The following is a 23690-nucleotide window of genomic DNA, read 5'->3' on the forward strand; positions in this document are numbered from 1 at the left end:
AGTGTTGGAATTAAAGTTCAATTAATATTTTTATTTAAATTAAATATAAGTAACATATACAAAATAAAAAACACCTAAGTCTTAGGTGTTTTTAGATGAGAGCCTTTTAAAATTTATGATTAAATATAATAATCAATTGTTTATCAGTAAAATATAGACTTAATTTGTTGTGGGCACTAGACTATTTATTCAACTTGCTTCCTAAATTTCATTAATAGCCAATAAGTAATTCCAGCCACCAGAATAGAATTTAAAGAAGGGATGCCAAATCTAAAGATTACACCAACAAAAGTTCCAACAATACAGGCAATAATAGCCGACCAGCCAATGAGATGAGTCGATGAATCATTCGGCAGTAATCCTTGTTCTCTAGTTTCGTCTAATAATTTCCGACTCGTTTTCAAAATATAGTAGTCAACCAGCATCACACCTGCTATTGGGGGGAAAATAACGCCAAGCATGGAAAGGAAATCAACGAAATAGTTTAAAATACCAAACACCGATAATGATGTTCCTATCATTCCTAAAGATACTGTCAAAAAAACATAATTTGTTTTTTTCTTGCTAATTATTTTTATTGTATTAGATAATCCAAGTGATGAAGAATATAAATTAATATCATTTATTTTTATTGCGGATAATATTACTGATAGTAGACCTATCCATCCTGCGCTATGTGTCATTATAGTTACAATATCAGCGGTCTCTAATGCATGCGCCATTAATATGGCAATTGCATTAATAATAAATTCACCAACAATAACTGATAATGTTATCATCCAAAACACATGATTATTATTTTTACAGTATCGGCTTATATCGGGCGTAATTAATGCGCCAATAATAACTACTCCTGATATGATCGTAGTTCCTTCTCCAAGTGTCAGTGGATTACCTTTTGGTGAAGAATTCATTAAATCTAAATAGCATCCATCTTTAAATAAGTAAAAAATAATCCATCCGACAACCAAACAAAACAAAGGAACTGAAATTTTTGCTGTCCAACTCAATGCTCGAAAACCAAAAGCGACTAATACAGTTAATAATATTCCTGAAAAAGCAGTTATCCACCCAAAGTTAATTTTGTAATCTAATGCATAAGATAGTCCTTCCGCAAGAATTGAATTTTGCACGCCAAACCAACCAAGAAGGCTAATTGCTATTGCCAACCCGATTAATGCTGACCCTAAACGCCCAAATCCAGTCCATCTTGCAAGAAGACTAATTGATAATCCTTCTTTCATCCCTGCAAGACCAAGGCCAAGAGCAACAAATTCCAAAAGTAAACTACCTAAACATGTCGCAAGCATAGCGTTCCAGAAGGTCATTCCATGGCCTAAAGTGGCGCCTAACATAAACTGTGATAAAGCTGTTGCCATTCCCATACGCACCAAAGTTACATTAACTAAACTAACTCTTGCTTCCTTTGGAACTCTATCAAGAGAGTAAGTATCCTCCGATATTTTTCTTTTTATCATTTTTCTTCATCCTTGGTTATATGGTTGCATCAGAAAACATTTTCTTATTGGAAATAAAAAACATTCTAAAATTTAACCTTAGTAAGAAACTTATAACAAATACACCTAATTTTTAGGTGTGTTATCCTTATTTAATTAACTATTCTTAAGTTAGAATAAGTGAAATGGAGAATCAATATTATGACTAGCATCCAAAATAGCATTAAACGATATTCATCGTCGCCTCAATCGCTTATATCTTTTATGGAACATAGCGAAGAACATTGGTTCATAAAGGATACTGAATCACGATATATTTACATGAATAATACTGCATTAAGTTATTTTAATGTACCTAGTGGATTTAGTATGGAGGGTAGGTTAGATAAGGAAGTTCCATTGCAATCAAGTCAAGATCTTTGGCCTGAGCTTGTTGAGCATGATAAAAATGTTATTGAAAAAAACAAAATGTTATCAGCCATCGAAATTCATTATTATGGAAAGAGTAATAATCAGGTTCCCCATCTTTGCAATAAAAGCCCTCTTTATGATGATAAAAATCAAATAATTGGTCTTGTTTGTCATGGAAGAGCTATCGAGATCCCTACATGTTTGTATTATATGAATCGGTTAAATAGAAACACTATTCAATTTGATGCGCCTAATGACACCTTCACCAAAAGAGAATTGGAAGTTATTTTTTGGGCACAACAACGGCTCACTGCTAAAGAAATAGCGAAAAGATTAGACATTTCTTATCAAACAGTTGAAGGGCATTTGAAATTAATCTATAAAAAAGCTGATGTTCATAGTAATTTTCAGCTAATTGAATATTGTAAACATACAGGGCTAGATAGATATATTCCTACTGATTTTATTCGCAAAGGCGTACAGTTAATCAATTAGTGATTTATTTTTTATAGCTAAACACCTAATATTTAGGTGTGTTTTTTTAAAAAAAAGTAAGTAATCTAAAAATGTCTCTGAGAAGTTAGAGATCGGGATTATCACCCCGTAGAATCAAGACCGGCATGTAGTATAGTGCCGGCATCCTTCGCTCATCTCTTCTATGGTGGGCTGGATGGGGCAGCTGAAAAGCTGGCCGTTATCTTGATTCCGGTTGTGATAACCCTGTCCAGTCTACCGCCCAATCTCAATTCAAATCTGGGTGTCTAGACTTCTGCCTCAATTCTTTTTTTCAAGAGGAATGATGATGCACGAGTACGCTTTAGATTTTTTAAATAAAAATAAAAGAATTTTAATAATGAAACACCCTCAAAAACGGGGCTTTGATAGCTAATTTTGGCTGGCGAACTGGCCAATATCAGGGAAAAACCAAAAGGGAATATGTAGCGTCAATGACGCATATTCCCTTTTCTTTAATAAAAAAAAGATTTTTGATATTTCTATTTTTTCGTTTGAGAACAAGGGGAAATAATCATGATTCAACCCAACAAACACAGAACCACCTTTCGGCGATTAAAATCTGGTATGTTCGTTTTTCATAACGACGAAATTCTGAAAATCATCAAATTACGGGAGCGAAAAATGACCGAGAAAGGCTTGATGTATCATTTTGATGTTAATGGTGGTAACGGAAGTCTTATAGGTGAAAGTGGCAAGCGAATATTTGTTAAAAATAAATGAAGACCTTCAGGCTATCTATTGAAAGATAAGTGTCGTTCAGGAGCAATAACCGAGTAAAGCAGTTGATCAATTTCGAGTTATCGTATTTAGCTAAAAAGCGGATCAGGTTTCGGTGATCATTGACACAATGAACCTGTCTTTATAAAAAAAGGGCTTATGATAGATAGGGGGCCCTAGATATAACCTTATAATTATTGAGTTACTGTAGTTGAGAAAAAGAAACAAGCGGTTTAAATTTGTTCGCCTTTTGTAGCCTTTGTATGTGCATGATAAGTTCCATCACACAAGCACTTATGCCTAAGGTGTCGATTGCGCGGGTTACAGCCACATACAGTAAGTTTAATTCATCATTGATATACGCATAATCTATCTGATCTGTCTTATTGCCAATTCTCTCTAGGTACTCAATCATTGAAGGGAAATCACCGTCAATCTCTACCACATTCCAATCTAAACCTTTTGATGAATGAGCAGTAACAAGTATTAAATCGGCTTCATCCTGAGATTTTATGGATGATTTAGTAATTGAATCAACAATATCGGTAACGTTGCTCCCGTGCTCGTCAATCAAAACAATAGCTCTGGTGAGAGTGGAATCAGTCGTAATTTTTGCAATTTTAACTAGAGCATCCCACGATGGGTATTTTTCCAAAATTGCTTTGTTTTTGATTTTTTCTTTTTCATTCAGCTTCAGATAGTAATAATCAACAATATCCCATAACGAATACTTCTCCACGCCGCCTACAAAGCAGATTTTTTTCCCTTTACTGCCAGCATCTATCGCATTGAAGATAACAGAAAGGTTACTCCGAGATATGATGGTTCTAGGGTATATTTCCTGAATGGTCTTTTTTGGTAGCAACCTATCCTCTTTGTACGCACGGAGAGGGATATTTTCACCTTTCAACCGCAAAACTACATTGGCAATGGCAGCAACTTTTCTCCCGAAGCGATAAGATTCAGTCAAACGCAACACCTTTGCGCCCTCACTGGCAGCAGCACTCAACACATCAAATGAGCCACGCCAACGGTTAATCATCTGGTGCGGATCACCAACATAAATCCGCATACAGCTACATTTATCCAGTAGTGCTTTCGTCACCATGTTTACGTCTTGAGCTTCGTCTAAAAGAATAATGTCGTACCATTTGTCTAATGATGGACCTGTTAATTGGTAATGTTTAATGAAGAAGTCAGGGGGGCATGGAAAATCATTTTCAGGATCAGCCTGTAAGCAGTATGCCTTTATTGCAATAGACAAGGCTTCAATCCTTTCAGGTTCTTTGTAAACCGTTTTCTTGTTTTGGCTTTCCTTTGGAACATGCGATATATTGATGCTTTCATCAGCAGAAAAGTAAAAATTTGAGAGCGTTTTATACACAATGAAACGCAAAGAGAATGACGTGATGTTAAATTCTTTCGCCAGATCAAAGATGCCAAAATTTAACTTAATCTTTTGCTTTAAGTCAGCAAAATAGCGATATGCGAGTGCGTGTGTCGTAACCACTTTCACGTTGTCAGGGAATTTGCGCTGTGCCTCTTGCTGTACGCCTTTGTTGTACGCTAAATACAAAATACGATGCTCTTTGTACTTTTCGGAAAACTTCTTAAGAATAAACGTCTTACCCGAGCCAGCATACGCCATACAGCAAACATAATTTGATTGGCAATTAAGGAAGTCTTGCTGTTCTCTCGAAATGGTAATCACATCACTCATATCATTTCCCGTGTAAAAACGTAAAAAAAAATTTTCCAACATACTGAAAGATGATTTTAAATTGGTAAACATAGAATTATTTTAAGTTTACAATTATCAATTAACGCAAAATATGGCTGTTTTATCATCACCATCTTGAAGAAGAAGCCACATTTTATGTGACTTCTTGCATGGAGAGAGTATTTTGAAACTTACAGAACTGGTAGGATAGTTGTAACTGCTTCCGAAGAAGACATAATACCGTTGACGATGTCAGGCGCATAGTACAGACCGATGGCAGCACCAACAGCAACCGCGAAAGTCATCAGAGATTGACGAACTACCGCAGCAGCGATACCAACAACCACAATCAGACCAACCAACACACGCCCCAACGAACCTTGCATGTATTGAGTGATTTGCAGCCAAACGTCTTTAAAGCCTGTTTGTTCAGTACCCTTCCCATAAGCAACTACGAGAGCCAGAGCAGCAACGGTGGCGATAGCGAGTACGATTAACATTACGTTCTTAGCATTGAACGATTTCATCAGTGGTGTCTTTACAGCTTGTACAGATTGACTCATGTTTCTTTCCTTTTTTCATTTTTACGAAAAGAGACGTAACCAGATTGGTTACAAAGTAAATATACGAAAAACCATACTATAGATTGCTTCATTACATGAAAGAAACGAACCAATAGTTTTTCAAAAACATACCAGTGCAGTAATAAAATATTGACCTATGGTTATTCTTTCGCCATTTCTTCGATGGTATTAATAAACTGTTCCATCGGTAATGCACCGATAATCGGTTTCATTTTTCCAGTTTTATTGTCAATAATAATGGTAGTCGGTGTTGCGGAAATACCTAACGCTTGGCTTTCTGCTTTATCATTTTCAATAATATTTTTTATTTCACCGCTTGCATCTTTCAAACATGCTTCGTATTTAGCAAGATCAAGTTTGTATTTTGCGGTAATCGCCGCATCCGTCAAATCGAGGTTTTTACTTCCCCAACTTGCAATAATATCCCAATAGTTCTTTTCGTCCTGTTTGCCAGCGCAAATGTATTTCTTCGCCTGTTCAGTCGCCATCGGTTCGTGCATTGGTAACGGGCTGTTTTTCCACTTCCAGTTCACCAGTCCTTCATTAGCAGAATCTACCAGAGATCTTGGGGTAGCAGCGAGGCGTTGGCAGTACGTGCATTGAAAATCCATGTACGTTACCAAAGAGAACCGTGCATCTTTGCTACCGTAGGTCAGCACGTCTTTGTTGATTTTGACGGTCTCGATATTCAAACTCGAATCCCTTGCTGGTTGCCTTTTCTGTTGTGGATGGCTAGGTACATTACTATTTTCAGAAAGTTCAATGATTTTATTAAAAGAAGATCTGAGTTTAGCTAGTTCTTTATTGCTAACCTCTTGCTGTTTCACAAGTGATGTCAATAATGCGTTGGTTTTCGTATTTGCTTGGTATAGCTTCCATATACCAAATCCAACTACTCCTATAACACTCACCACCAGTAAATACAGTGCAATAGGTAATTTAGTAGATAATGTATTATTCTTTTTTGAATCCATTAAAAAATACCTTTTTGATATAAGTTAGTTGACTGAATGCTGATAGGTTCACGTTGGTTGTCGATATACATTTTAAGGCGATAATCCCTCAAACTATTTGGTTCACCGCGAGTCAAAATGCTGAGTTCTTCTTCGGTAAGTCGGTAATTTGGATCTGAGCAATATTTGTTTTTGACTCTGATATATTCATCACGGATTGATTTGTTTTCAGGCGTTTCGTTGAGTAAATAACCATGCCAGTTTTCACCACAAAATGAAGGTGATTGGGTTTTTGTAAGATAACGGCCTTTGAAGTTCTTACCCGTTCTCTCTACGCTGGATAAGAGTAAGTCGGTATGAAAACTACGGTCGATAACAAGATGCTTTTTACCTTGTTCATAAATTTCATAGGGCGATGCGATAACATGCCGATAACCTTGTTCTCTCAAGGCTGCACCGCCCCTGTCTACGTTCTTCCAACTTTCGCGGTAAGTGTAATCAGGTGGATAATTCACTTTTACAGGTTTTATCGCAACGTTCTGACTGATTTTGCCTTTTTGTGAGCTATCAAAGTACGGTCCAGCAGAATCAATGATGATAGTGGATGTTTTGGCATAGTCACCGTTTTCTAGCCGTGAATTATTTGAATTACAGCCTGCAACCGCTAAGGTAAAGAACGTAGCACGCTACGCGTGAGCGGCGCAGCGGTGCTGCTTCGGGGATGTTAATGAGTTGAGTACTGTTTTATACTCTGCAGTAGGTTAATTTTTTTCAGGGATTCATCTCGATGGCTCGCAATAAATCTCCCAGAAAGCGTAAACCGGTTAAATCAGGCAGGCTGCCCGTCACTTCACGTGCCACAGCGCCTGTTTATCCGAAACGTTTTATGCTCTCTCTCCCACCCGAAAATGATGATGACAGACCGCCTGAATTTTTTTATGACACCCTAAAAGAAGCCATACGCCACTGCCTCCGACTCGGCCCCCAATTTTTTCTCGACACGCAGTATTACCCGCCGCTAGTCACGATTATCAGGGGTTTTAAACAACGCCAAGACCAAGCCGATGACGCTGGATACGACTACACTGAGGGGGGAATAACTGAAAGTCTGCCTGCCGATGAATTCATCACCTATACGGAGCTAGGAATAATCCCTGTTTCCTTTGAACCCTGGGATAAACACACCGATAACTGGGCTGACGAATCTGGCAATTTCTGTTTCTTTGGCAAGATGCCCATAAGGTAATTGAGTCAGATGTATATCCCTCGTCCTGCTAAACTACTTTTCACCATTGATGACGGTTGGAATAAATTCCTCGAAAAATACGGCGATAGCGTTAGTTCGTGGACGAGTTTATCTGTGGAGCGCATGCTTGCCTGCGGCACTTGTGCCATGGGTGTCCGGCGCTATTGTTGCGCTTCGTCTGATTGTTCTCACAGCCGTTTTTTCTGCCAAAGCTGTAAGTCAAAAGCCTGCAGTTCATGTGGCTTTAAAGCCACCGAGCAGTGGTTAGCACAGCAGGTTCATATTTTACCCGACTGCGACTGGCAACACATTACTTTCACCATGCCACATCTCCTTTGGCCTTTTTTTAACAATAACTGGCCGCTACTTAATGCTCTGTTTCGGGCAGCCACTCGAGCTATGCTGCAGTTGGCTCGCAAACAGGGTATCGAAATTGGTATTTTCTGTGCCTTGCATACTTATGGCCGGCAACTCAATCAACATCCGCATGTTCATGTTTCCGTCACTCGAGGGGGTTTGGATAGTAAACATAGTGTATGGCGAAAGCTGTTTTTCAAAAAAAAGGATGTCGAAGAAATCTGGCGAGGGGCTGTTATCCGACTACTGCGTCACAGTTATGATTTAATTAACCCTGGCCTTCTTCCCGGTCTTGGCCATATCCGTGACAAAAAACATTGGCGGCGTTACTTGAGGGCGCAGTACGGACGTTATTGGAAAGTGCACTTTGCTAAAAAAACGAAAGGGGCATGGCATAGTGTTAAGTACCTCGGTCGCTACCTTAAACGCCCACCGGTATCTGCGTCAAAACTGCGGCATTACCGAGGGGGTGCCGTTGTTCATCACTACCATGACCACCGAACTGGCCAGCATCGGCAGCAGACTCTGCCGCAGGAAGAGATGATTAGACGCTATATAAGCCATATTCCGGCCAGGCATTTTAAAATGGTGCGTTACTCTGGTTTTTTGTCGAATCGTAAACGGGGAAAACTATTGCCGAAAGTGTATAAGGCACTTGAGATGACGGCACGTAAAAAACCGGAGAACCCAGGTTTTTCTGTGCTGATGAAAGGATTTCTGCGTACCGATCCGTACAAATGTATTCTGTGTGGCGACAGGCTGCTTTTCACCGGGGCGCAAATGGGTAAAAAAGCAACGGAATTGTTGTCAGAAAGACTGCATAACCTGGAGAAAAAGCGATGGTTACGCAGCTAAACGCAGGATCAATGTGTCTAAAATAAGGAAATCAGGTTAGAAATTACACTCTCTGAGGAAATGTTAACTGGCACTAAACACAATAAATCGATCCCCATCTCCTTTTTGCAATAAGGGATGGCTTTTGCTACTCACTTTAAAAGCGATTCAATTTCCTAACCATCAAGCAGAATGAACATTGGCTTTTCCGTAGATAGCCTTCAAATAAAATTCAACCGTTGAGGGGAAAATGCCTAACTTTCTAGCAATTTGCTTGCTACTTAAGCGGCGCATCGTGAAAAACAAGACTTGCCACTCCCTTTCAGTAAACAGCTTGCTAGGCTTTTCGGTGGTAACCGCATAAGGCTTAATCCCATCGACATACTCCAACGGCGACAAAAACAGGAATTCGTGGGCATGAAAGAAAGTACCTAGGTAGCCATTTTCACTACAAAAAAGCGGTAAAAAATGAAATTGCCAAATTTTGGGTGCTTTCTTGAAGTCAGAAACCAGATTAATAATGACAAAAAACGGTGATTTTTCAGTGCGGATTTTCTCTAATAAAATCACCATTTCAGGTGCATCTTTATTCAAACCGAGAAAATCTACCATTTTAGCATTGGCATTAATTTCCCCTTCACTATCTGCAAAACCACAGGGAACACCACCACTCAAAAAGAATTTAATCATCTCGGCGTTCATACTGCACCCCCAATACTACGAAGGTACTCACGCTGACGGGTTGTAAGGTATTTTGACGTATTAGCAAAGCTCAAAAGCTGCTCGATTGATATGCCACACGCTTTCATTATGCGTGCAATGTGCGTACTATTTCGCATAGTCCGACTCCTAGATTGCTTAGGGTTTGGGTTAGCTAGCTGTCGGGATCACTACTCCCTTCAGTTAGCGACTTTTTACTTCATTTTATTTCTATACATTTCATAACCAGCAAGGAGCATTTCAGTAATTGTTATTCCTTGCTCAGCCGCATATGTTTTCATCTCTTTATGTTTATTAATAGAGACCTTTATTTGAATGGGTTTTATAATTGTATCAGGCTGAATATTCTTCCCTGTCACGTTTAACGTTGGTTCATTGTCCGGCGGTGGAGCAATTTTAATTTTTTTACTAGGTAATTTCATAAAATCTAACCATATTAGCAATAACATGATTTCATCTTAACATGAAATCATGAATTAATTAAATCATGAACTTCTTCAACCATAGCTCTAGCAATTAAATTTAAACTTTTAAATGGTGTTTCATATAATGCCCGTCCTTCATCAAGAGCATTTCCATAGCTAGTTTTAAGAGGTATAACAGTATCAAGAACGTGAAACCCCCATGCTTTTATAGTTTTTTGCGCTTTAGATCCCTCTGATTCTGATGAGGCTTTAGAAACAAGAAAAACTATATTATCTTTATTAATTCCTTTTTTTGTTAATTCTCTAGCTAGTTGAACGTAGCACGCTACGCGTGAGCGGCGCAGCGGTGCTGCTTCGGGGATGTTAATGAGTTGAGTACTGTTTTATACTCTGCAGTAGGTTAATTTTTTTCAGGGATTCATCTCGATGGCTCGCAATAAATCTCCCAGAAAGCGTAAACCGGTTAAATCAGGCAGGCTGCCCGTCACTTCACGTGCCACAACGCCTGTTTATCTGAAACGTTTTATGATCTCTCTCCCACCCGAAAATGATGATGACAGACCGCCTGAATTTTTTTATGACACCCTAAAAGAAGCCATACGCCACTGCGTCCGACTCGGCCCCCAATTTTTTCTCGACACGCAGTATTACCCGCCGCTAGTCACGATTATCAGGAGTTTTGAACAACGCCAAGACCAAGCCGATGACGCTGGATACGACTACACTGAGGGGGGAATAACTGAAAGTCTGCCTGCCGATGAATTCATCACCTATACGGAGCTGGGAATAATCCCTGTTTCCTTTGAACCCTGGGATAAACACACCGATAACTGGGCTGACGAATCTGACAATTTCTGTTTCTTTGGCAAGATGCCCATAAGGTAATTGAGTCAGATGTATATCCCTCGTCCTGCTAAACTACTTTTCACCATTGATGACGGTTGGAATAAATTCCTCGAAAAATACGGCGATAGCGTTAGTTCGTGGACGAGTTTATCTGTGGAGCGCATGCTTGCCTGCGGCACTTGTGCCATGGGTGTCCGGCGCTATTGTTGCGCTTCGTCTGATTGTTCTCACAGCCGTTTTTTCTGCCAAAGCTGTAAGTCAAAAGCCTGCAGTTCATGTGGCTTTAAAGCCACCGAGCAGTGGTTAGCACAGCAGGTTCATATTTTACCCGACTGCGACTGGCAACACATTACTTTCACCATGCCACATCTCCTTTGGCCTTTTTTTAACAATAACTGGCCGCTACTTAATGCTCTGTTTCGGGCAGCCACTCGAGCTATGCTGCAGTTGGCTCGCAAACAGGGTATCGAAATTGGTATTTTCTGTGCCTTGCATACTTATGGCCGGCAACTCAATCAACATCCGCATGTTCATGTTTCCGTCACTCGAGGGGGTTTGGATAGTAAACATAGTGTATGGCGAAAGCTGTTTTTCAAAAAAAAGGATGTCGAAGAAATCTGGCGAGGGGCTGTTATCCGACTACTGCGTCACAGTTATGATTTAATTAACCCTGGCCTTCTTCCCGGTCTTGGCCATATCCGTGACAAAAAACATTGGCGGCGTTACTTGAGGGCGCAGTACGGACGTTATTGGAAAGTGCACTTTGCTAAAAAAACGAAAGGGGCATGGCATAGTGTTAAGTACCTCGGTCGCTACCTTAAACGCCCACCGGTATCTGCGTCAAAACTGCGGCATTACCGAGGGGGTGCCGTTGTTCATCACTACCATGACCACCGAACTGGCCAGCATCGGCAGCAGACTCTGCCGCAGGAAGAGATGATTAGACGCTATATAAGCCATATTCCGGCCAGGCATTTTAAAATGGTGCGTTACTCTGGTTTTTTGTCGAATCGTAAACGAGGAAAACTATTGCCGAAAGTGTATAAGGCACTTGAGATGACGGCACGTAAAAAACCGGAGAACCCAGGTTTTTCTGTGCTGATGAAAGGATTTCTGCGTACCGATCCGTACAAATGTATTCTGTGTGGCGACAGGCTGCTTTTCACCGGGGCGCAAATGGGTAAAAAAGCAACGGAATTGTTGTCAGAAAGACTGCATAACCTGGAGAAAAAGCGATGGTTACGCAGCTAAACGCAGGATCAATGTGTCTAAAATAAGGAAATCAGGTTAGAAATTACACTCTCTGAGGAAATGTTAACTGGCACTAAACACAATAAATCGATCCCCATCTCCTTTTTGCAATAAGGGATGGCTTTTGCTACTCACTTTAAAAGCGATTCAATTTCCTAACCATCAAGAGATGGCTCTAAATCATCAATTGTCGTTCCTGTTGAAATAATAATGAGATCAGATTCCATTGCTACATCAAATGATGTAGTTTCAGCTGCTGGTCGACCATCAATTACAATTAAATGATAATGATCTTTCATCCTTATTACGGTATCAACCCTGCGGTAAAGAGCACAATCTATAGTACTTAAACCTAAATCCTCTCTTCTTTTACACCATTTTAAAGAAGTTTGCTGTTTCTCATCTATATCTGCTAAATGAGTTCTCCAATTTGCTTCGGTAAAACCAGCCACAAGTGTTCTGGCAGTTGTACTTTTTGATCCGCCGCCCTTTTGTCCAATACAACTTATGATAGCCATCACCACCTCATTAAATCATGATTTAATTAATTCATAATATCATTATTAATGATACTCTATTTCATGAAAAAATTAAAGCATTAAAGCATTAAAGCATTAAAGCATTAAAGCATTAAAGCAATATTTTAACGGCAATAAAAATTTATTTGTTAAATAATTTATTTTTCATTTTATGAATTTCCTTTTTACCTTTTTCTCGCTTACGTGAAGCTTCTGCTTGTGGAGTATTTTGATTACGGTTTTTGAAAATAACCTTATCTGTGATCGAATCAAAAAGAATTTCATAATCAGGAAGATCATTCGTTTTAGCTAATTGCTTAATATTAAATTTGAATTTAGATAAAGCGGCTGTACTACCTGTTTTAGCATATAATTTATCGAGTGAAATAATAAATTCATGCTGATTGCCACAGTGTTTACGGGCTATTTCATATAATCGTCTATCGATAGCTTTCCGTATACGAAAATAATCAGGACTAATTTGTAACACCTTGGTTTTAGTAATAGCCTGATAAAGCCAGTCTGGTAAAGTCACTTCAACCATACCGATATCAAGTTTTCCTTTTTTTTCTTCTAAAATTCTCCAACTATCAATTAATCCAAAGCCAATACTTTCTTGTTTGTCTTCCGAATAAACAATATTAGTAGTAATACGAGTACCCGAAAGCCTGTCCAATGCTTTTTCTAATTCTTTATAAGATTTACCCCCTTTATCTCTGTTAGTCGTTACAAAAAAATCATACGGGGTAAAGGTGATAATACGGCTAATAGGTTTACCGTTATTAATTGCCTCTTGTAATTTCGATATGGCATAAATCCAAATATCTTTATCAAAAATTGTGGCTAATCCAATTTCAGCTGCTGGCCTAACCGTGACAGTCACGTTGCCATTTTTATATTCCCTGACTTTGGTATCACCACCTTTTAGAGCAAAAAAAGGGTGTTCCATACTGGCCATTTCATCGCGAAAAGTTGAAACATCAATCTCATCAGCAATAAAAAACTCTAATTGATTATGTTTTTGTGGGCGTAACGTTGTCAAATTGCGTTTTCCTATTTTTTTTGTATGATCAGCCATAGCTTCACTCCTAGCTTATTTAGGATTGTTAGTTAGAACCTGTTAAATGCGAACATCATTTAACAGGTTTGTTTTCGGGATTTAGGAATCCCCCTAAACATCGGGATTTAAGAAAATAATATCGGGATTTAAGAAAACAGTCAAATATGTTTAAACTTTAATCACAAAAAACTAGCTTTTTTGTGGATAAGTAATAGTCCTAATCGGGATTTAGGAAAAATTTATCGGGATTTAGGAAAAATTTATCGGGATTTAGGAAAAATTTATCGGGATTTAGGAAAAATTTATTTTATTTTTTATATTAAAAACAAATTCTTATATATCTTTTTTTGGCCTTTAACTCTTTTAACTTATACATAACTAAATATAACTACGCGCGCGCGAGGTTTTTCTGTGGATAACTTTTCTTCTAACAAAGACCCTGACCCGAAAAATATGTTACTACTGAGTGACCGTATTTCTTTGTTACTAAAGTTATATTCCGCTTCCTCGTCTGCTCACTCGCTACGCTCGGTCACAGACTTGTGGCGAGCGGCGGGATTTTAATTAAAAATATTTTCTGAGTTAATTAAAGCTGAAACATTGCTCTATTCAGTTACTACAGCTAGCATCACTAAGATTAACGTAATCCACTAATTCAGGCACATCATGAACAAAAAAAGATTCAGAGAAGGCACTGAACGCCTTCATTGAAACCGTGACAGAAGCGCTAAAGGCCGGAGATGACGTACAACTCGTTGGTTTTGGCAGCTTTCAGGTTAAGCAACGTGCAGCCAGAGATGGACGTAATCCAAAAACGGGTGAAATACTTAAAATTGCTGCTGCAAACGTACCGAGTTTTAAAGCAGGTAAAACGTTGAAAGAAGCGGTCAAATAACCTGACCGAAAAAAATGTACGAATTAAGACACCTGTACGGAACATAATTTACCTATTTTTGTACAGGCGTTTTGGATAATGTACGAAAACGAACGATTTTGAACAGCAAGAATCACCTCACCTATCAGAAACGAAAAATCGTTAAATCTAATCATTTTTGAAAATTAAAATAGAAATCACCGTCACAAACCCCTCTAAAATGCGCTGTAATCGATTCTGAGTTACCGTCTTTAAAGTCAACCTTAAAATCCATGAATTTAACGTCTAAGAATTTCAAAAATTTTTTAACAAAAAATTAACCTATTTATTCTGTAATTTTAGGTTAACTCCGCTTCCTCGTCCGTTCGCTTGCTCTCAGACTCCGGTGAGCGGATAGAGTTAGCTTAGAGGATGGTTTGTCGATTAAAGCCAAAACTGAGTTTGCGTTATCATCTGTAAATCGATTTTAAGACACCTAGGAAGCCCGTAGCGCTATTTTCTCTATGTAAGACATGAAAACGTACCAACTAAAATTTAAAATGCCTTAAAATCGATTTTATGAAGCGAAAATTTGGCGGGCGTAGTTTTGGTCATAAGCTAGACCCGTCTTTAATACTCCATAGCACAAGTGAACTAATTTCCTCATTGCCGCACCTAGAGCGGACATTTTTGACTTACCTCTTGCTAATAGACGATCATACAATGACTTGATATGTGGGTTATGGCGTATTGCTGTTATGGCTGAGAAGTATAATTTTGCGCGAATTTGGGACGATCCTGTTTTGGATAAGTGAGCCCGACCGTTAACAGATGTGCCAGAACGCCGTTCTACAGGGACTAATCCCAGATAGGAGGCAACCTGTTCTGCACTAGTAAAGTCATGGCTCCTTAACACCATAAGCATGTTGGCACCTACCTGATTACCAATTGACTTGATTGATGTCAGCAATTCCATGTCTTGCTTTAATTTTGGATGATTATCAATATGATTAGAAATTTCAGATTCAATAGCCAGCAACTCTTTTTCTAATATTTTTATGCACTTAACAAGTGACTGTCTAACAATCTTTGGTGTAGACGTTGTTAACGTCTTTTCCTGACGGTTTTGTTCACGCAATAAATCAGCTAAAAGTGCCTCTCGACGGTTGATCAATGATTTCAATGCTCGAATTTCTGGCAATGGAGCTATCCATGCTGAAGGCTTTTTTAACTCCCCATAACACGCTAAAACGAAGGCATCGACTCTATCTGTTTTAGTTAAAATACCCATGCCTTTTGCAAATTCTCTTATACGATAAGGGTTTACGATGGAAATATGAATACCCATATCATAAAGTTCAATGCAGAGTTGTTCGTGATAAGTCCCTGTGGACTCAAGAGTAATCCTTACATCTTCGAGTAAACATTTTTGTTTTTTCAGCCACTCAATCAATGTCCTAGCTGAATGCTGATCATTTTTTATGACTTTAGTTTTTTGTTTTCCCTCAATAACTTTAGCTAACAGGCAGATATCTAACTTTTTTTTACTGACATCTATTCCGACTTGATACATGAGAATACTCCTTTCACATAATAAACCATCATGCCTATTCTGCTTGTACATACAGAGTCAATGCTCTTGGTAACCGTTCAATTTAAATGCTGGCATGAAAGGGGAAACAGAGGGCTTTAACTCAGAAACAAGGTTGTCCCATTAGCGATTTTACAAGCTCACTCTGTTTCATGCGATAGTAGCTAACTATCACAAAAAACAAGATACAAGCGATTTTATCGATAAAAACGTAAATTCATGCAGCCAAAAAATTATCGTTTCGCACAATGCGTTATCGGTGGTTTTAACTTTAACGTCTATGCTAACGTCAAACGCAATATCAAAAAACTGCACAAAACAACAAGCTGTCATTGATTGGCAGGGCGATAAGTGTAGTGGTCAACTAAAATTGAAAGAATAAGAGGCGATCAGGAGCAATAACCGAGTAAAACAGTGGATCAATTTTGATTGATCGGATTTAGCTAAAAAGTGGATCAGTTTTTAGTGATCTTTGACCGGATACCTCTACTTTCTTAGTCCTTATTCTATTTGTAATAAAATTGAGCGAAATTTGGTTTTTTTGTTTACAGCTTATGTTTATATTTTTTTATAGAAAATAAAAACAAGAGTTAGCGTTTGTGACACCCAATTATAACGTTTTTTGTTACTTACTAATCACTTCTTTTGCACAATCAGCGACAATGGATGCGACCCAACAACAGCAAAAAGCGTTATTAGATGAAGCAAATCAGCAAAGAAACGCGTTGCAAAAATCCCCTTCATTTTTAGTGCCGTTGCTGCCGCCTGTTGCAACTGATTCACATCCCGCACCGTGTTTTACGCTTCGCACTATCCAGTTTGAAAATGCTCGTTCGCTTTCGCCATCAACCCAATCTGCGTTAAAAGCCGCTTATCTTTACCGTTGTCTTACATTGATTGACATTCAGCAACTGGTACGCGATATCACGAATACCTATATTGAAAAAGGATATGTCACGTCTTAAGCTTATTTACCGGCGCAGGATATTCGTCAGGGGACGCTACGAATTGCTGTCATGGAAGGATTGACTGAATCGGTGGAGATTGAAGGGCAACCGCTTCGTATGGTAAATATGGTTTTTCCAAACTTGACCGGTCAGGTATTAAACCTGCGGGATATTGAGCAGGGATTAGAGCAGCTTAATCGCTTGGCCTCTGCCCGTTATACGATTGATATTCAGCCTGGGATGCATCCAGGCTATTCACGGGTCTTAATTCGCCGTCAGGTCGACGGCTTGCCCGGTAAAATAAATTTCAGTGTGGATAATAGCGGCCAGAAAAGCCCCCCCGAAACCAAAATGCAGGTCGGACTGGTCTTCGATACGCCTTTAGGACTGGGAGAGCAGTGGCAGGCTTCCTTATCGCGTGATGTTGATTTTAGTGCATCCAACTCTACACGGAATCTGTCTGCTAGCCTTAGTCTCCCTTATGGTTATTGGACGGGACGGTATAGTTATCTTCATAGTACGTCACCGCAATCCATGACGGTGATGAAAAAATCCTATCTTTATCTCGGGAAGAATGAAACCCATCAACTGGATGTGAACCGCACAATGTACCGTGATAGGCAGCAAAAGCTGACCTTACAAGTCGGCGGGCGCCACAAAACGGTCAAAAACACGCTTGCTGGACAAACTTTAGTGACCAGCAGTGCTACTTTTAATACCGTGTTTTCGCAAGTACAGTACAGTTCTGTCGTTGCGGGTGGTTACCTGACGGTAAATCCGGGTGTTGAATACGGTCTGTCTATCTGGGACACCACAGCCCGTCACGCCAACCGGATGGCCCCGCAAGCGGATTTCCTGAAATTCACGTTAAGCAGCAGCTATTTTACTTTGTTAACCGACAACATGAGTTATTTGACCAGTTTTTATGGTCAGATGACATCACATAACCTCTTTCTCTCAGAACGCCTATCCTTAGGTGGGCTTTATTCTGTCCGTGGTTATAAGGAGCAAACACTCAGTGGTAATCAAGGCTTTTACTGGCGCAATGAGATGAGCTACCCCGTGATACGCCAGGGAGCATTAACCGTCAATCTCACCGGCGCGGTCGATTACGGTTATTTGCATCACCAGCCTAAGTATGGAATTGAACGTGCTCATCTTCTTGGTAGTGGGGTTGGTCTCTCTGCCTCCGCCAGGCTGTTCAATACCCAGATACTGCTGGGTAAGCCGCTTTATTATCCCACTTCATTACAGCCTGACCGGTGGAGTGTTTACTGGTCTGCGGGGATTGAATGGTGATTTTGTTTTTTTCTTTTTCTTTGAAAATTGTTGGACAAACCCATGTTAACTGAGCCCCCGTCTTTTCGAATGAAAATCATCAGCTACTTGCTGACTGGCTTAACGGCATTTTACCCGCTTCATCCTGCCATTGGGGCGGGCATCAGTGTGGCGGGGAATCAGACGCAGGTGATACAGCAAGGTCAAGTGCCGGTGATTAACATTGCCACCCCGAATGCGGCGGGTGTTTCTCATAACCAGTATCAAGATTTTAATGTTGCCCCCACCGGGGCGGTGCTCAATAACGCCGTCTCGTCGGTGACATCACAACTGGCCGGACAAATGAGTGCTAACGGTAATCTTAACGGTAAATCGGCCGACCTGATTATCAATGAGGTGGTTAGCGGTAATGTGTCTAGCCTGCAGGGTAAACTGGAAGTGGCCGGACAAAAGGCAAATATCCTGATTGCTAACCCAAACGGGATTACCTGTGATGGCTGTGGTTTTATTAACTCGCCATCGGTGACCTTATCAACCGGTAAACCGGTATTTGACAAACAGGGGGCGCTTGAGGCGCTGGCGGTGAAAAAAGGTGCCGTGACCATTGGTGATAAGGGATGGGATGCAAAAGCACAGGATTATGTCGATATTCTTAGTCAGGCCACCGTGTTAAACGGAAAAATACAGGCAAAAAACCTATCATTGACGCAGGGGACGAACCGAATTGATTTAAAGCAGGGAACTATCACCCCGATAAAAGGGGATAGTCCGGCACCGAGCTTGGCCGTTGATAGCGCAGCGTTAGGGGGTATGTACGCCAACAAAATCCGTTTAGTCGCCACCGAAACTGGGGTGGGCGTCAATTTAGTGAATATCGTCACTGACCAGAGCGCGATTACGATGACGGTGAAAGGCGAAATCACGGTCAATAACGCGAATGCCAAAACGGATATCAATGTTAGCAGTCAAGCCTTTATAACGCCCAAGCCGACCGCCACCGTGAAGGCGGGTGGCGATATTACGCTGGCGACCGACAGGCTGAAAAACAGCGGTAAAATAACCGCTGGACAGGATATGCGTTTATTCACCGCCCGTTTGACCAATATGGGTCAACAAGCCGTCATTCAAGCCCATAATCATTTATGGATACAAAAAGATGCAACGGGCAATTACAACACTTCTGTTTATAATCACGCCGCAACCTTAAAGACCAATACCGGTGACCTCATTGTTAGAACAAAGATGCTCAGTCTCGTTAACGGACGAGATAGACAGGTATCTGACCCCATTTCGACACTCTCTGCCGGGCGTCATGCTTACGTGAATGCAAGCAACCTTAATAACGAGCAAGGTCAGCTCAGTGCCGGTAACAATATGATTTTAAGCGGTATATATCTCAATTTTAAAGAAGATATCAGCGCCCTGCCAGGCGCCAGAGGCGGTATTCATGCGGGGGGCAATCTGGTGGCTGATTTTTCGAAAGGCGTGAAGCTACTCGCTGAGACCCCTCATCAGGGTGACCATAAACACGTTGCCGTCAGCGGAAAGAATGTGGTACTCAAAGGCCAATATATCCGAAACAGTATTTATGCAACAGCAAAAGATAACCTGTCTATTATTGCGGAAGATGACCTAGAAACAAGTCACGGCAAACTGGAAGCGGGTAACGATTTGTCGGTCATGGTGGTTCGTGACATTGATGCTTATCAAACTGAGTTACGGGGCAAAAACGTGAGTCTGGTCTCCCGAGAGGGACACATCCAGATGGGGACATTAGACAAATCGCGTTATTTTAATACCGATGGCGGTCGTTTGGTTCCGTCTATCACTGCGACGAATACCTTATCTCTCTCTTCCGGCAGAAACATTAGTTTGCTTGACACCTTAGTCAACAAAACCAACCATGTTTCTTTACATGCCGGACAGAATATTAAAATCGGTCAGACGCCGGAAGCTTATCAGATAGGTAGTGCACTACAAAACGCTAACGCCCTAAAAAGCGGTTTGATTAATCAGAAATATACCCTGCTCAATAAGCTTGAAGCAGCAGAAGAAATCAGCCTGGTGGCCGGCAATGATTTAATTTTACGCGGCTCACAATTAAATGCAGGTAAACACCTGATACTGCATGCAGGTCATGATATCGACATGCATGGCAAAGCATCTCCGCCGGTTCCGGCCCCTTTATTTGCCTTATCTCGCCTGTCGGAAGCGGGTACCAGGGTGACTTCCGGTGACGACCTGTCTATCTACGCAGGTCGCGATATTGTTGCCCAAGCCTCGACGTTATCTTCCCAAAAAGGCAATGTGATGGTCAATGCGGGGCGAGATATGATGTTATCGGCACAGCAATACTCGCCGGTTAACGATGCGCAAAAAAAATCGGTTTACGCCACCACCCACATTAAATCGGCAAAAAAACTGAATCTTTCCATCGGCGATAAGTTTTCAGCGTATGCATCGGATTTAACCTCAAACGGTCATCTCTTTTTAACGTCGAATGGGAACATGACCTTTAATGCCTTACAGGAATACCAAAATGAGGGGAATACTGAAAAAACCACCCAACACATCACCCAGCTTAACAGCGGCGGAAACCTGACCGTTCTCTCTAATGGCAGTATCTTGTTCCAGGCGACCAAACTGGTTGCTAAAGGCGCAATGGACATTGCGGCGAAAGGGGGATTTCTCTTCGCTCAGGCGATGGAAGAAACCTACAGATGGGAAGAAACAAAGAAAAGTTGTAACCGTTTTTTAGGGATTAAATCTTGCCGCGTTTTTGGCTCCGAAACGCAAACTCGCCAAAAAAGCAATGCCACCAATAAAGTCACCGAGTTTACCGCCGACGGCAATATCACGCTAATGGCAAGAGATGATATCACCCTCGAGGCAACTAAGGTTAATACACAAAAAAATGCCAAACTAACCAGTCAAAAAGGGAAAATTAATTTTAAAGCGGTTAACAATACGGCCTTTGAACAAACGATTACCGATAGCAAAGGCTTCTTTATTACCCATCAGGATAAAGGCTTTGCCGAAAATAAATGGGTGCTACCGAGTCTCCATTTGGGCGGTAAGCTGGTCTTAGAGGCGGCAAACGGTCTTTCAGCAGATGTAAAAGTAAAAGAAGGCCAGTCATTTGAGCAGGCGGTGGCGGTATTAAGCCATACCAAGGGATATGAGTGGCTTAATGAAATCAAAAATAACAAAAACGTAAACTGGCGGGTTGTAAAAGAAGCTTACAGCCAGTGGGATAAGAAAAGTGAACATCTCAACCCCGTGGTGAGTGCCGTGATTACGATAGCGGTGGCGGCGGCGACCTACGGCACCGCTGCAGCGGCCAATATCGGGGGACTGGTGAGTTCGGCGGTGACCAGCGCAGGTGGCTTTCCGACCACCGCGGCGATTCTCTCAGCGTCGGCGCAATCGGGCTTTTCAGCGCTTGCCGCGCAGGCCGCTGTGGCGCTAGTGGAAAACAAAGGCAACCTGTCGAAAACGTTATCTGCGCTCGGTAAAAGCGATAATGTCAAATCGCTGGTTACCAGTATGGCGATGGCAGGGGCATTTCAAGGGTTTGATATGGCGTTATACGGTAAAGCCACTGACCCCGCCATCGTCCGTTTACCGCAATTAAGTCATGGTGACTGGAGTCAGGCAGCGCAAAGGGTTGCGGGGCAAAGCGTGATTAGTGCAACGTTAGGCACGGCTATTCAAGGCGGAAGTTTTACTGATAATTTTAAAGCGGCCCTCTTAAGCCAGGTATCCGGTCAAGTCCATACCGAAGGGGCTAATTTTATTGGCACTCAGGGGGAAATACTCGGTTATCCAGGCAAAGCCCTTAGTCATGCCGTCCTTTCAGGCTTAACCGCTGAAATCAGTCGGGGAAATGTTAAGGGCGCGGTGGTGGGTGGATTAGCTGCTGAGCTGGCCGCCATTTCGTTGGGGAATAACCTGATTAACGCTGAGCAGTGGCAGAAAAAATCCGAAGCACAGGCGCAGTTAGCGCGGGCATTTGGAGGGATTGCCGGCGCAGTGTTTACGGGTCAGCCTGGAGGCGTGTACAGTGGCGCGACCGCTGCCGAGAACAGTTTTCGTTATAATTATTTATCCCATCACCAGCAGGCATTAATGGAAAAAGAGCTGACGGCAACATCGAATGATTTTAAAAAAGCGCTGATTTCCCTGAAATGGGGATACACGTCCCTTGACCAGGATGTCAGTCTTGGGGCGGGGATGGTGGCTGGCGCGCCAGTTGGGCTTTATGAGACCATAGACGGGTTAGCGAACCTGGCCAGTAACCCGAAAGAAACGTATACGGCCATAAAAGCAGTTTTGCAAAGCGATGACACATTAGGCATCATAAGCGATGCAGTGAAACAGTCGTATATCGTGCGTCTTGAGCGAATGGAGGCTGAGTATCAAAAAGCAGGAACCGCTGGGGCCTTTAACGCGGGCATTGAAGGCGGTAAAATCATTTTTGATATCGCCAGTACCCTTGCCGGGGTGGCAGGAATCGCCAAGGGTGGTGCGATACTAATAGATAAAGTTGTGGCTAAAGTTGCTGCGGGTAAAGTCGAGTCGGTAGCTGCATCAGTCTATAACCAACAACTGATTAAAAATGCAGAAAAAATCTCAACCGCTAAACCAGGGCAACAAACAGCAGTACCAAGGGATCTTAATGAACAAACATTCTGGAAATCAGTTCAATCTAAACCATTACAAGGTAAAGAGTTACCTGGACTAAATAATGATCCTAGTTTTCCAACATCAGCAGGTTTTCAAAAAATGGAAGCAAAACATAAACTTCCCGATGGCCAAACTATAACCATACATTATCAGTATAATTCAACTACTGGTAAAGCTTATGATATGAAAATTACTACACCTCAAAGAGTTCAACAAGATCCGAAACAAGTTGTAGACACAATAAAGGACAAAGTTAAATGAGAATAAAAGAATCGGATGGTGAATCTATTGATGTGTTTGCTATTTATTGGATAAATAATAAATCATTATGCCTTGGTTTACCTAAAGGATATGGTGGATTATCTGTTTATGAACTGTCAGAAGTTGATTTAATAGAATCATCACTGAATGGCAAGTTGGTTTACTTCCAAAATGATGGAGCAGGTTCAGGTGTATATCATTGGGCTCTAATCGAAGAGTCATTATTAGATGACTTGCTTGAATTAGATGAAATTGCCTATAAAAGGTTTTTAGATATATTAAAATCTGAAGGTCAATTAGACGATGATTTTTACTGAAAATAAAGATCCTAAATTTCGTTTAGTCTTTTCAATGTATAAGAAATTAATACCCTAAATGGTTACTAATTAAACTTATTCCGCTCAAAAAGCGACTTTAATGGTCGGGGTTGGAAATCTGTTTTCATAGGAAAGGTAGATT

The 23690-nt window shown here is 40.9% G+C and carries 21 protein-coding genes and 1 pseudogene; 11 read left to right on the forward strand and 11 right to left on the reverse strand.

From position 1 onward, the window contains the following. Window positions 1-185 precede the first annotated feature (185 nt). Window positions 186-1478 carry a purine-cytosine permease family protein gene (locus ArsFIN_RS24030; protein ID WP_026823387.1) on the reverse strand — a complete coding sequence of 431 codons (1293 nt, stop codon included), beginning with the start codon at window positions 1476-1478 and terminating at the stop codon, window positions 186-188. Window positions 1479-1721: 243 nt separating this feature from the next. Here ArsFIN_RS24030 and ArsFIN_RS24035 point away from each other — a divergent pair, with 243 nt between their 5' ends. Continuing rightward, window positions 1722-2363, forward strand: a complete 642-nt coding sequence (locus tag ArsFIN_RS24035) for a helix-turn-helix transcriptional regulator (protein ID WP_167876778.1) — start codon at window positions 1722-1724, stop codon at window positions 2361-2363. 534 nt (window positions 2364-2897) lie between these two features. Continuing rightward, window positions 2898-3104: a hypothetical protein gene (locus ArsFIN_RS24040; protein WP_026823385.1), complete on the forward strand. Its 207-nt coding sequence runs from the start codon at window positions 2898-2900 to the stop codon at window positions 3102-3104. Window positions 3105-3303: 199 nt separating this feature from the next. Here ArsFIN_RS24040 and ArsFIN_RS24045 read toward each other — a convergent pair whose 3' ends face one another. From ArsFIN_RS24045 to ArsFIN_RS24060, 4 genes are all read right to left on the reverse strand, one after another. After that, the gene (locus ArsFIN_RS24045) at window positions 3304-4821 is read right to left on the reverse strand and encodes a UvrD-helicase domain-containing protein (RefSeq protein WP_026823384.1); all 1518 of its coding nucleotides are present in this window, start codon (window positions 4819-4821) and stop codon (window positions 3304-3306) included. 191 nt (window positions 4822-5012) lie between these two features. Next, window positions 5013-5384, reverse strand: a complete 372-nt coding sequence (traA, locus tag ArsFIN_RS24050; protein WP_246067603.1) for a TraA family conjugative transfer protein — start codon at window positions 5382-5384, stop codon at window positions 5013-5015. Window positions 5385-5545: 161 nt separating this feature from the next. Continuing rightward, entirely contained in the window at window positions 5546-6316 is a 771-nt protein-coding gene (locus ArsFIN_RS24055) for a DsbA family protein (protein ID WP_167876779.1), read from the reverse strand. A 62-nt stretch (window positions 6317-6378) separates the two neighbouring features. Beyond that, window positions 6379-6873, reverse strand: a complete 495-nt coding sequence (locus ArsFIN_RS24060; RefSeq protein WP_135678966.1) for a hypothetical protein — start codon at window positions 6871-6873, stop codon at window positions 6379-6381. A 272-nt stretch (window positions 6874-7145) separates the two neighbouring features. On the opposite strand from ArsFIN_RS24060, the gene ArsFIN_RS24065 reads away from it, so the two are divergent. Together ArsFIN_RS24065 and ArsFIN_RS24070 are read left to right on the forward strand one after the other, a co-directional pair. After that, a complete protein-coding gene (locus ArsFIN_RS24065) occupies window positions 7146-7604 on the forward strand; it encodes a hypothetical protein (RefSeq protein WP_135678353.1) in 459 nt (152 codons plus the stop codon). A 9-nt stretch (window positions 7605-7613) separates the two neighbouring features. Beyond that, a complete protein-coding gene (locus ArsFIN_RS24070; protein WP_135678014.1) occupies window positions 7614-8816 on the forward strand; it encodes an IS91 family transposase in 1203 nt (400 codons plus the stop codon). Window positions 8817-8978: 162 nt separating this feature from the next. On the opposite strand, the gene ArsFIN_RS24075 is transcribed toward ArsFIN_RS24070, so the two are convergent. The 3 genes from ArsFIN_RS24075 to ArsFIN_RS24080 form a co-directional block, all read right to left on the reverse strand. Continuing rightward, window positions 8979-9497 carry a helix-turn-helix transcriptional regulator gene (locus ArsFIN_RS24075; protein ID WP_135678968.1) on the reverse strand — a complete coding sequence of 173 codons (519 nt, stop codon included), beginning with the start codon at window positions 9495-9497 and terminating at the stop codon, window positions 8979-8981. After that, window positions 9494-9634, reverse strand: a complete 141-nt coding sequence (locus ArsFIN_RS26820; RefSeq protein ID WP_167876780.1) for a hypothetical protein — start codon at window positions 9632-9634, stop codon at window positions 9494-9496. The genes ArsFIN_RS24075 and ArsFIN_RS26820 overlap by 4 nt, the downstream gene beginning before the upstream one ends. A gap of 75 nt (window positions 9635-9709) precedes the next feature. Continuing rightward, window positions 9710-9964: a hypothetical protein gene (locus tag ArsFIN_RS24080; RefSeq protein WP_246067604.1), complete on the reverse strand. Its 255-nt coding sequence runs from the start codon at window positions 9962-9964 to the stop codon at window positions 9710-9712. A 402-nt stretch (window positions 9965-10366) separates the two neighbouring features. Between ArsFIN_RS24080 and ArsFIN_RS24085 the strand changes: the two genes are divergently transcribed. Beyond that, window positions 10367-10825 (forward strand): hypothetical protein, encoded by a 459-nt coding sequence (locus tag ArsFIN_RS24085; RefSeq protein WP_135678317.1) that lies wholly within the window; start codon window positions 10367-10369, stop codon window positions 10823-10825. Between the two features lie 9 nt (window positions 10826-10834). Next, window positions 10835-12037 carry an IS91 family transposase gene (locus ArsFIN_RS24090; RefSeq protein ID WP_135678014.1) on the forward strand — a complete coding sequence of 401 codons (1203 nt, stop codon included), beginning with the start codon at window positions 10835-10837 and terminating at the stop codon, window positions 12035-12037. 155 nt (window positions 12038-12192) lie between these two features. Here ArsFIN_RS24090 and ArsFIN_RS24095 read toward each other — a convergent pair whose 3' ends face one another. Together ArsFIN_RS24095 and ArsFIN_RS24100 are read right to left on the reverse strand one after the other, a co-directional pair. Further along, a complete protein-coding gene (locus ArsFIN_RS24095) occupies window positions 12193-12555 on the reverse strand; it encodes a ParA family protein (RefSeq protein WP_135678970.1) in 363 nt (120 codons plus the stop codon). A 142-nt stretch (window positions 12556-12697) separates the two neighbouring features. Continuing rightward, on the reverse strand, window positions 12698-13633 hold the full coding sequence (locus ArsFIN_RS24100; RefSeq protein ID WP_135678972.1) for a replication initiator protein A: 936 nt from the start codon (window positions 13631-13633) through the stop codon (window positions 12698-12700). Window positions 13634-14285: 652 nt separating this feature from the next. On the opposite strand from ArsFIN_RS24100, the pseudogene ArsFIN_RS24105 reads away from it, so the two are divergent. Beyond that, window positions 14286-14510, forward strand: a pseudogene (locus ArsFIN_RS24105) (HU family DNA-binding protein); the annotation flags it as partial. A 535-nt stretch (window positions 14511-15045) separates the two neighbouring features. Here ArsFIN_RS24105 and ArsFIN_RS24110 read toward each other — a convergent pair. After that, the gene (locus tag ArsFIN_RS24110) at window positions 15046-16041 is read right to left on the reverse strand and encodes an IS110 family RNA-guided transposase (protein WP_135678901.1); all 996 of its coding nucleotides are present in this window, start codon (window positions 16039-16041) and stop codon (window positions 15046-15048) included. Window positions 16042-16658: 617 nt separating this feature from the next. Here ArsFIN_RS24110 and ArsFIN_RS24115 point away from each other — a divergent pair. From ArsFIN_RS24115 to ArsFIN_RS24130, 4 genes are all read left to right on the forward strand, one after another. Next, window positions 16659-17024: a POTRA domain-containing protein gene (locus ArsFIN_RS24115; RefSeq protein WP_135678977.1), complete on the forward strand. Its 366-nt coding sequence runs from the start codon at window positions 16659-16661 to the stop codon at window positions 17022-17024. Window positions 17025-17075: 51 nt separating this feature from the next. After that, a complete protein-coding gene (locus ArsFIN_RS24120) occupies window positions 17076-18305 on the forward strand; it encodes a ShlB/FhaC/HecB family hemolysin secretion/activation protein (RefSeq protein ID WP_135678979.1) in 1230 nt (409 codons plus the stop codon). 69 nt (window positions 18306-18374) lie between these two features. Beyond that, window positions 18375-23231: a DUF637 domain-containing protein gene (locus tag ArsFIN_RS27050; RefSeq protein ID WP_135678981.1), complete on the forward strand. Its 4857-nt coding sequence runs from the start codon at window positions 18375-18377 to the stop codon at window positions 23229-23231. Beyond that, the gene (locus ArsFIN_RS24130; RefSeq protein WP_026824070.1) at window positions 23228-23548 is read left to right on the forward strand and encodes a hypothetical protein; all 321 of its coding nucleotides are present in this window, start codon (window positions 23228-23230) and stop codon (window positions 23546-23548) included. Before ArsFIN_RS27050 ends, ArsFIN_RS24130 begins: the two co-directional genes overlap by 4 nt. Window positions 23549-23690 lie beyond the last annotated feature (142 nt).

Source organism: Arsenophonus nasoniae, from assembly GCF_004768525.1.
GTDB lineage: Bacteria > Pseudomonadota > Gammaproteobacteria > Enterobacterales > Enterobacteriaceae > Arsenophonus > Arsenophonus nasoniae.

What these genes read in the sequence shown, in the direction of transcription:
- ArsFIN_RS24030 (WP_026823387.1), bottom strand. Translation starts at nt 1,478, where the DNA reads ATGATAAAAAGAAAAATATCGGAGGATACTTACTCTCTTGATAGAGTT.
- ArsFIN_RS24035 (WP_167876778.1), top strand. Translation starts at nt 1,722, where the DNA reads ATGGAACATAGCGAAGAACATTGGTTCATAAAGGATACTGAATCACGA.
- ArsFIN_RS24040 (WP_026823385.1), top strand. Translation starts at nt 2,898, where the DNA reads ATGATTCAACCCAACAAACACAGAACCACCTTTCGGCGATTAAAATCT.
- ArsFIN_RS24045 (WP_026823384.1), bottom strand. Translation starts at nt 4,821, where the DNA reads ATGAGTGATGTGATTACCATTTCGAGAGAACAGCAAGACTTCCTTAAT.
- traA (WP_246067603.1), bottom strand. Translation starts at nt 5,384, where the DNA reads ATGAGTCAATCTGTACAAGCTGTAAAGACACCACTGATGAAATCGTTC.
- ArsFIN_RS24065 (WP_135678353.1), top strand. Translation starts at nt 7,146, where the DNA reads ATGGCTCGCAATAAATCTCCCAGAAAGCGTAAACCGGTTAAATCAGGC.
- ArsFIN_RS24070 (WP_135678014.1), top strand. Translation starts at nt 7,614, where the DNA reads ATGTATATCCCTCGTCCTGCTAAACTACTTTTCACCATTGATGACGGT.
- ArsFIN_RS24075 (WP_135678968.1), bottom strand. Translation starts at nt 9,497, where the DNA reads ATGAACGCCGAGATGATTAAATTCTTTTTGAGTGGTGGTGTTCCCTGT.
- ArsFIN_RS26820 (WP_167876780.1), bottom strand. Translation starts at nt 9,634, where the DNA reads ATGCGAAATAGTACGCACATTGCACGCATAATGAAAGCGTGTGGCATA.
- ArsFIN_RS24080 (WP_246067604.1), bottom strand. Translation starts at nt 9,964, where the DNA reads ATGTTATTGCTAATATGGTTAGATTTTATGAAATTACCTAGTAAAAAA.
- ArsFIN_RS24085 (WP_135678317.1), top strand. Translation starts at nt 10,367, where the DNA reads ATGGCTCGCAATAAATCTCCCAGAAAGCGTAAACCGGTTAAATCAGGC.
- ArsFIN_RS24090 (WP_135678014.1), top strand. Translation starts at nt 10,835, where the DNA reads ATGTATATCCCTCGTCCTGCTAAACTACTTTTCACCATTGATGACGGT.
- ArsFIN_RS24095 (WP_135678970.1), bottom strand. Translation starts at nt 12,555, where the DNA reads ATGGCTATCATAAGTTGTATTGGACAAAAGGGCGGCGGATCAAAAAGT.
- ArsFIN_RS24100 (WP_135678972.1), bottom strand. Translation starts at nt 13,633, where the DNA reads ATGGCTGATCATACAAAAAAAATAGGAAAACGCAATTTGACAACGTTA.
- ArsFIN_RS24110 (WP_135678901.1), bottom strand. Translation starts at nt 16,041, where the DNA reads ATGTATCAAGTCGGAATAGATGTCAGTAAAAAAAAGTTAGATATCTGC.
- ArsFIN_RS24120 (WP_135678979.1), top strand. Translation starts at nt 17,076, where the DNA reads ATGGAAGGATTGACTGAATCGGTGGAGATTGAAGGGCAACCGCTTCGT.
- ArsFIN_RS27050 (WP_135678981.1), top strand. Translation starts at nt 18,375, where the DNA reads ATGAAAATCATCAGCTACTTGCTGACTGGCTTAACGGCATTTTACCCG.
- ArsFIN_RS24130 (WP_026824070.1), top strand. Translation starts at nt 23,228, where the DNA reads ATGAGAATAAAAGAATCGGATGGTGAATCTATTGATGTGTTTGCTATT.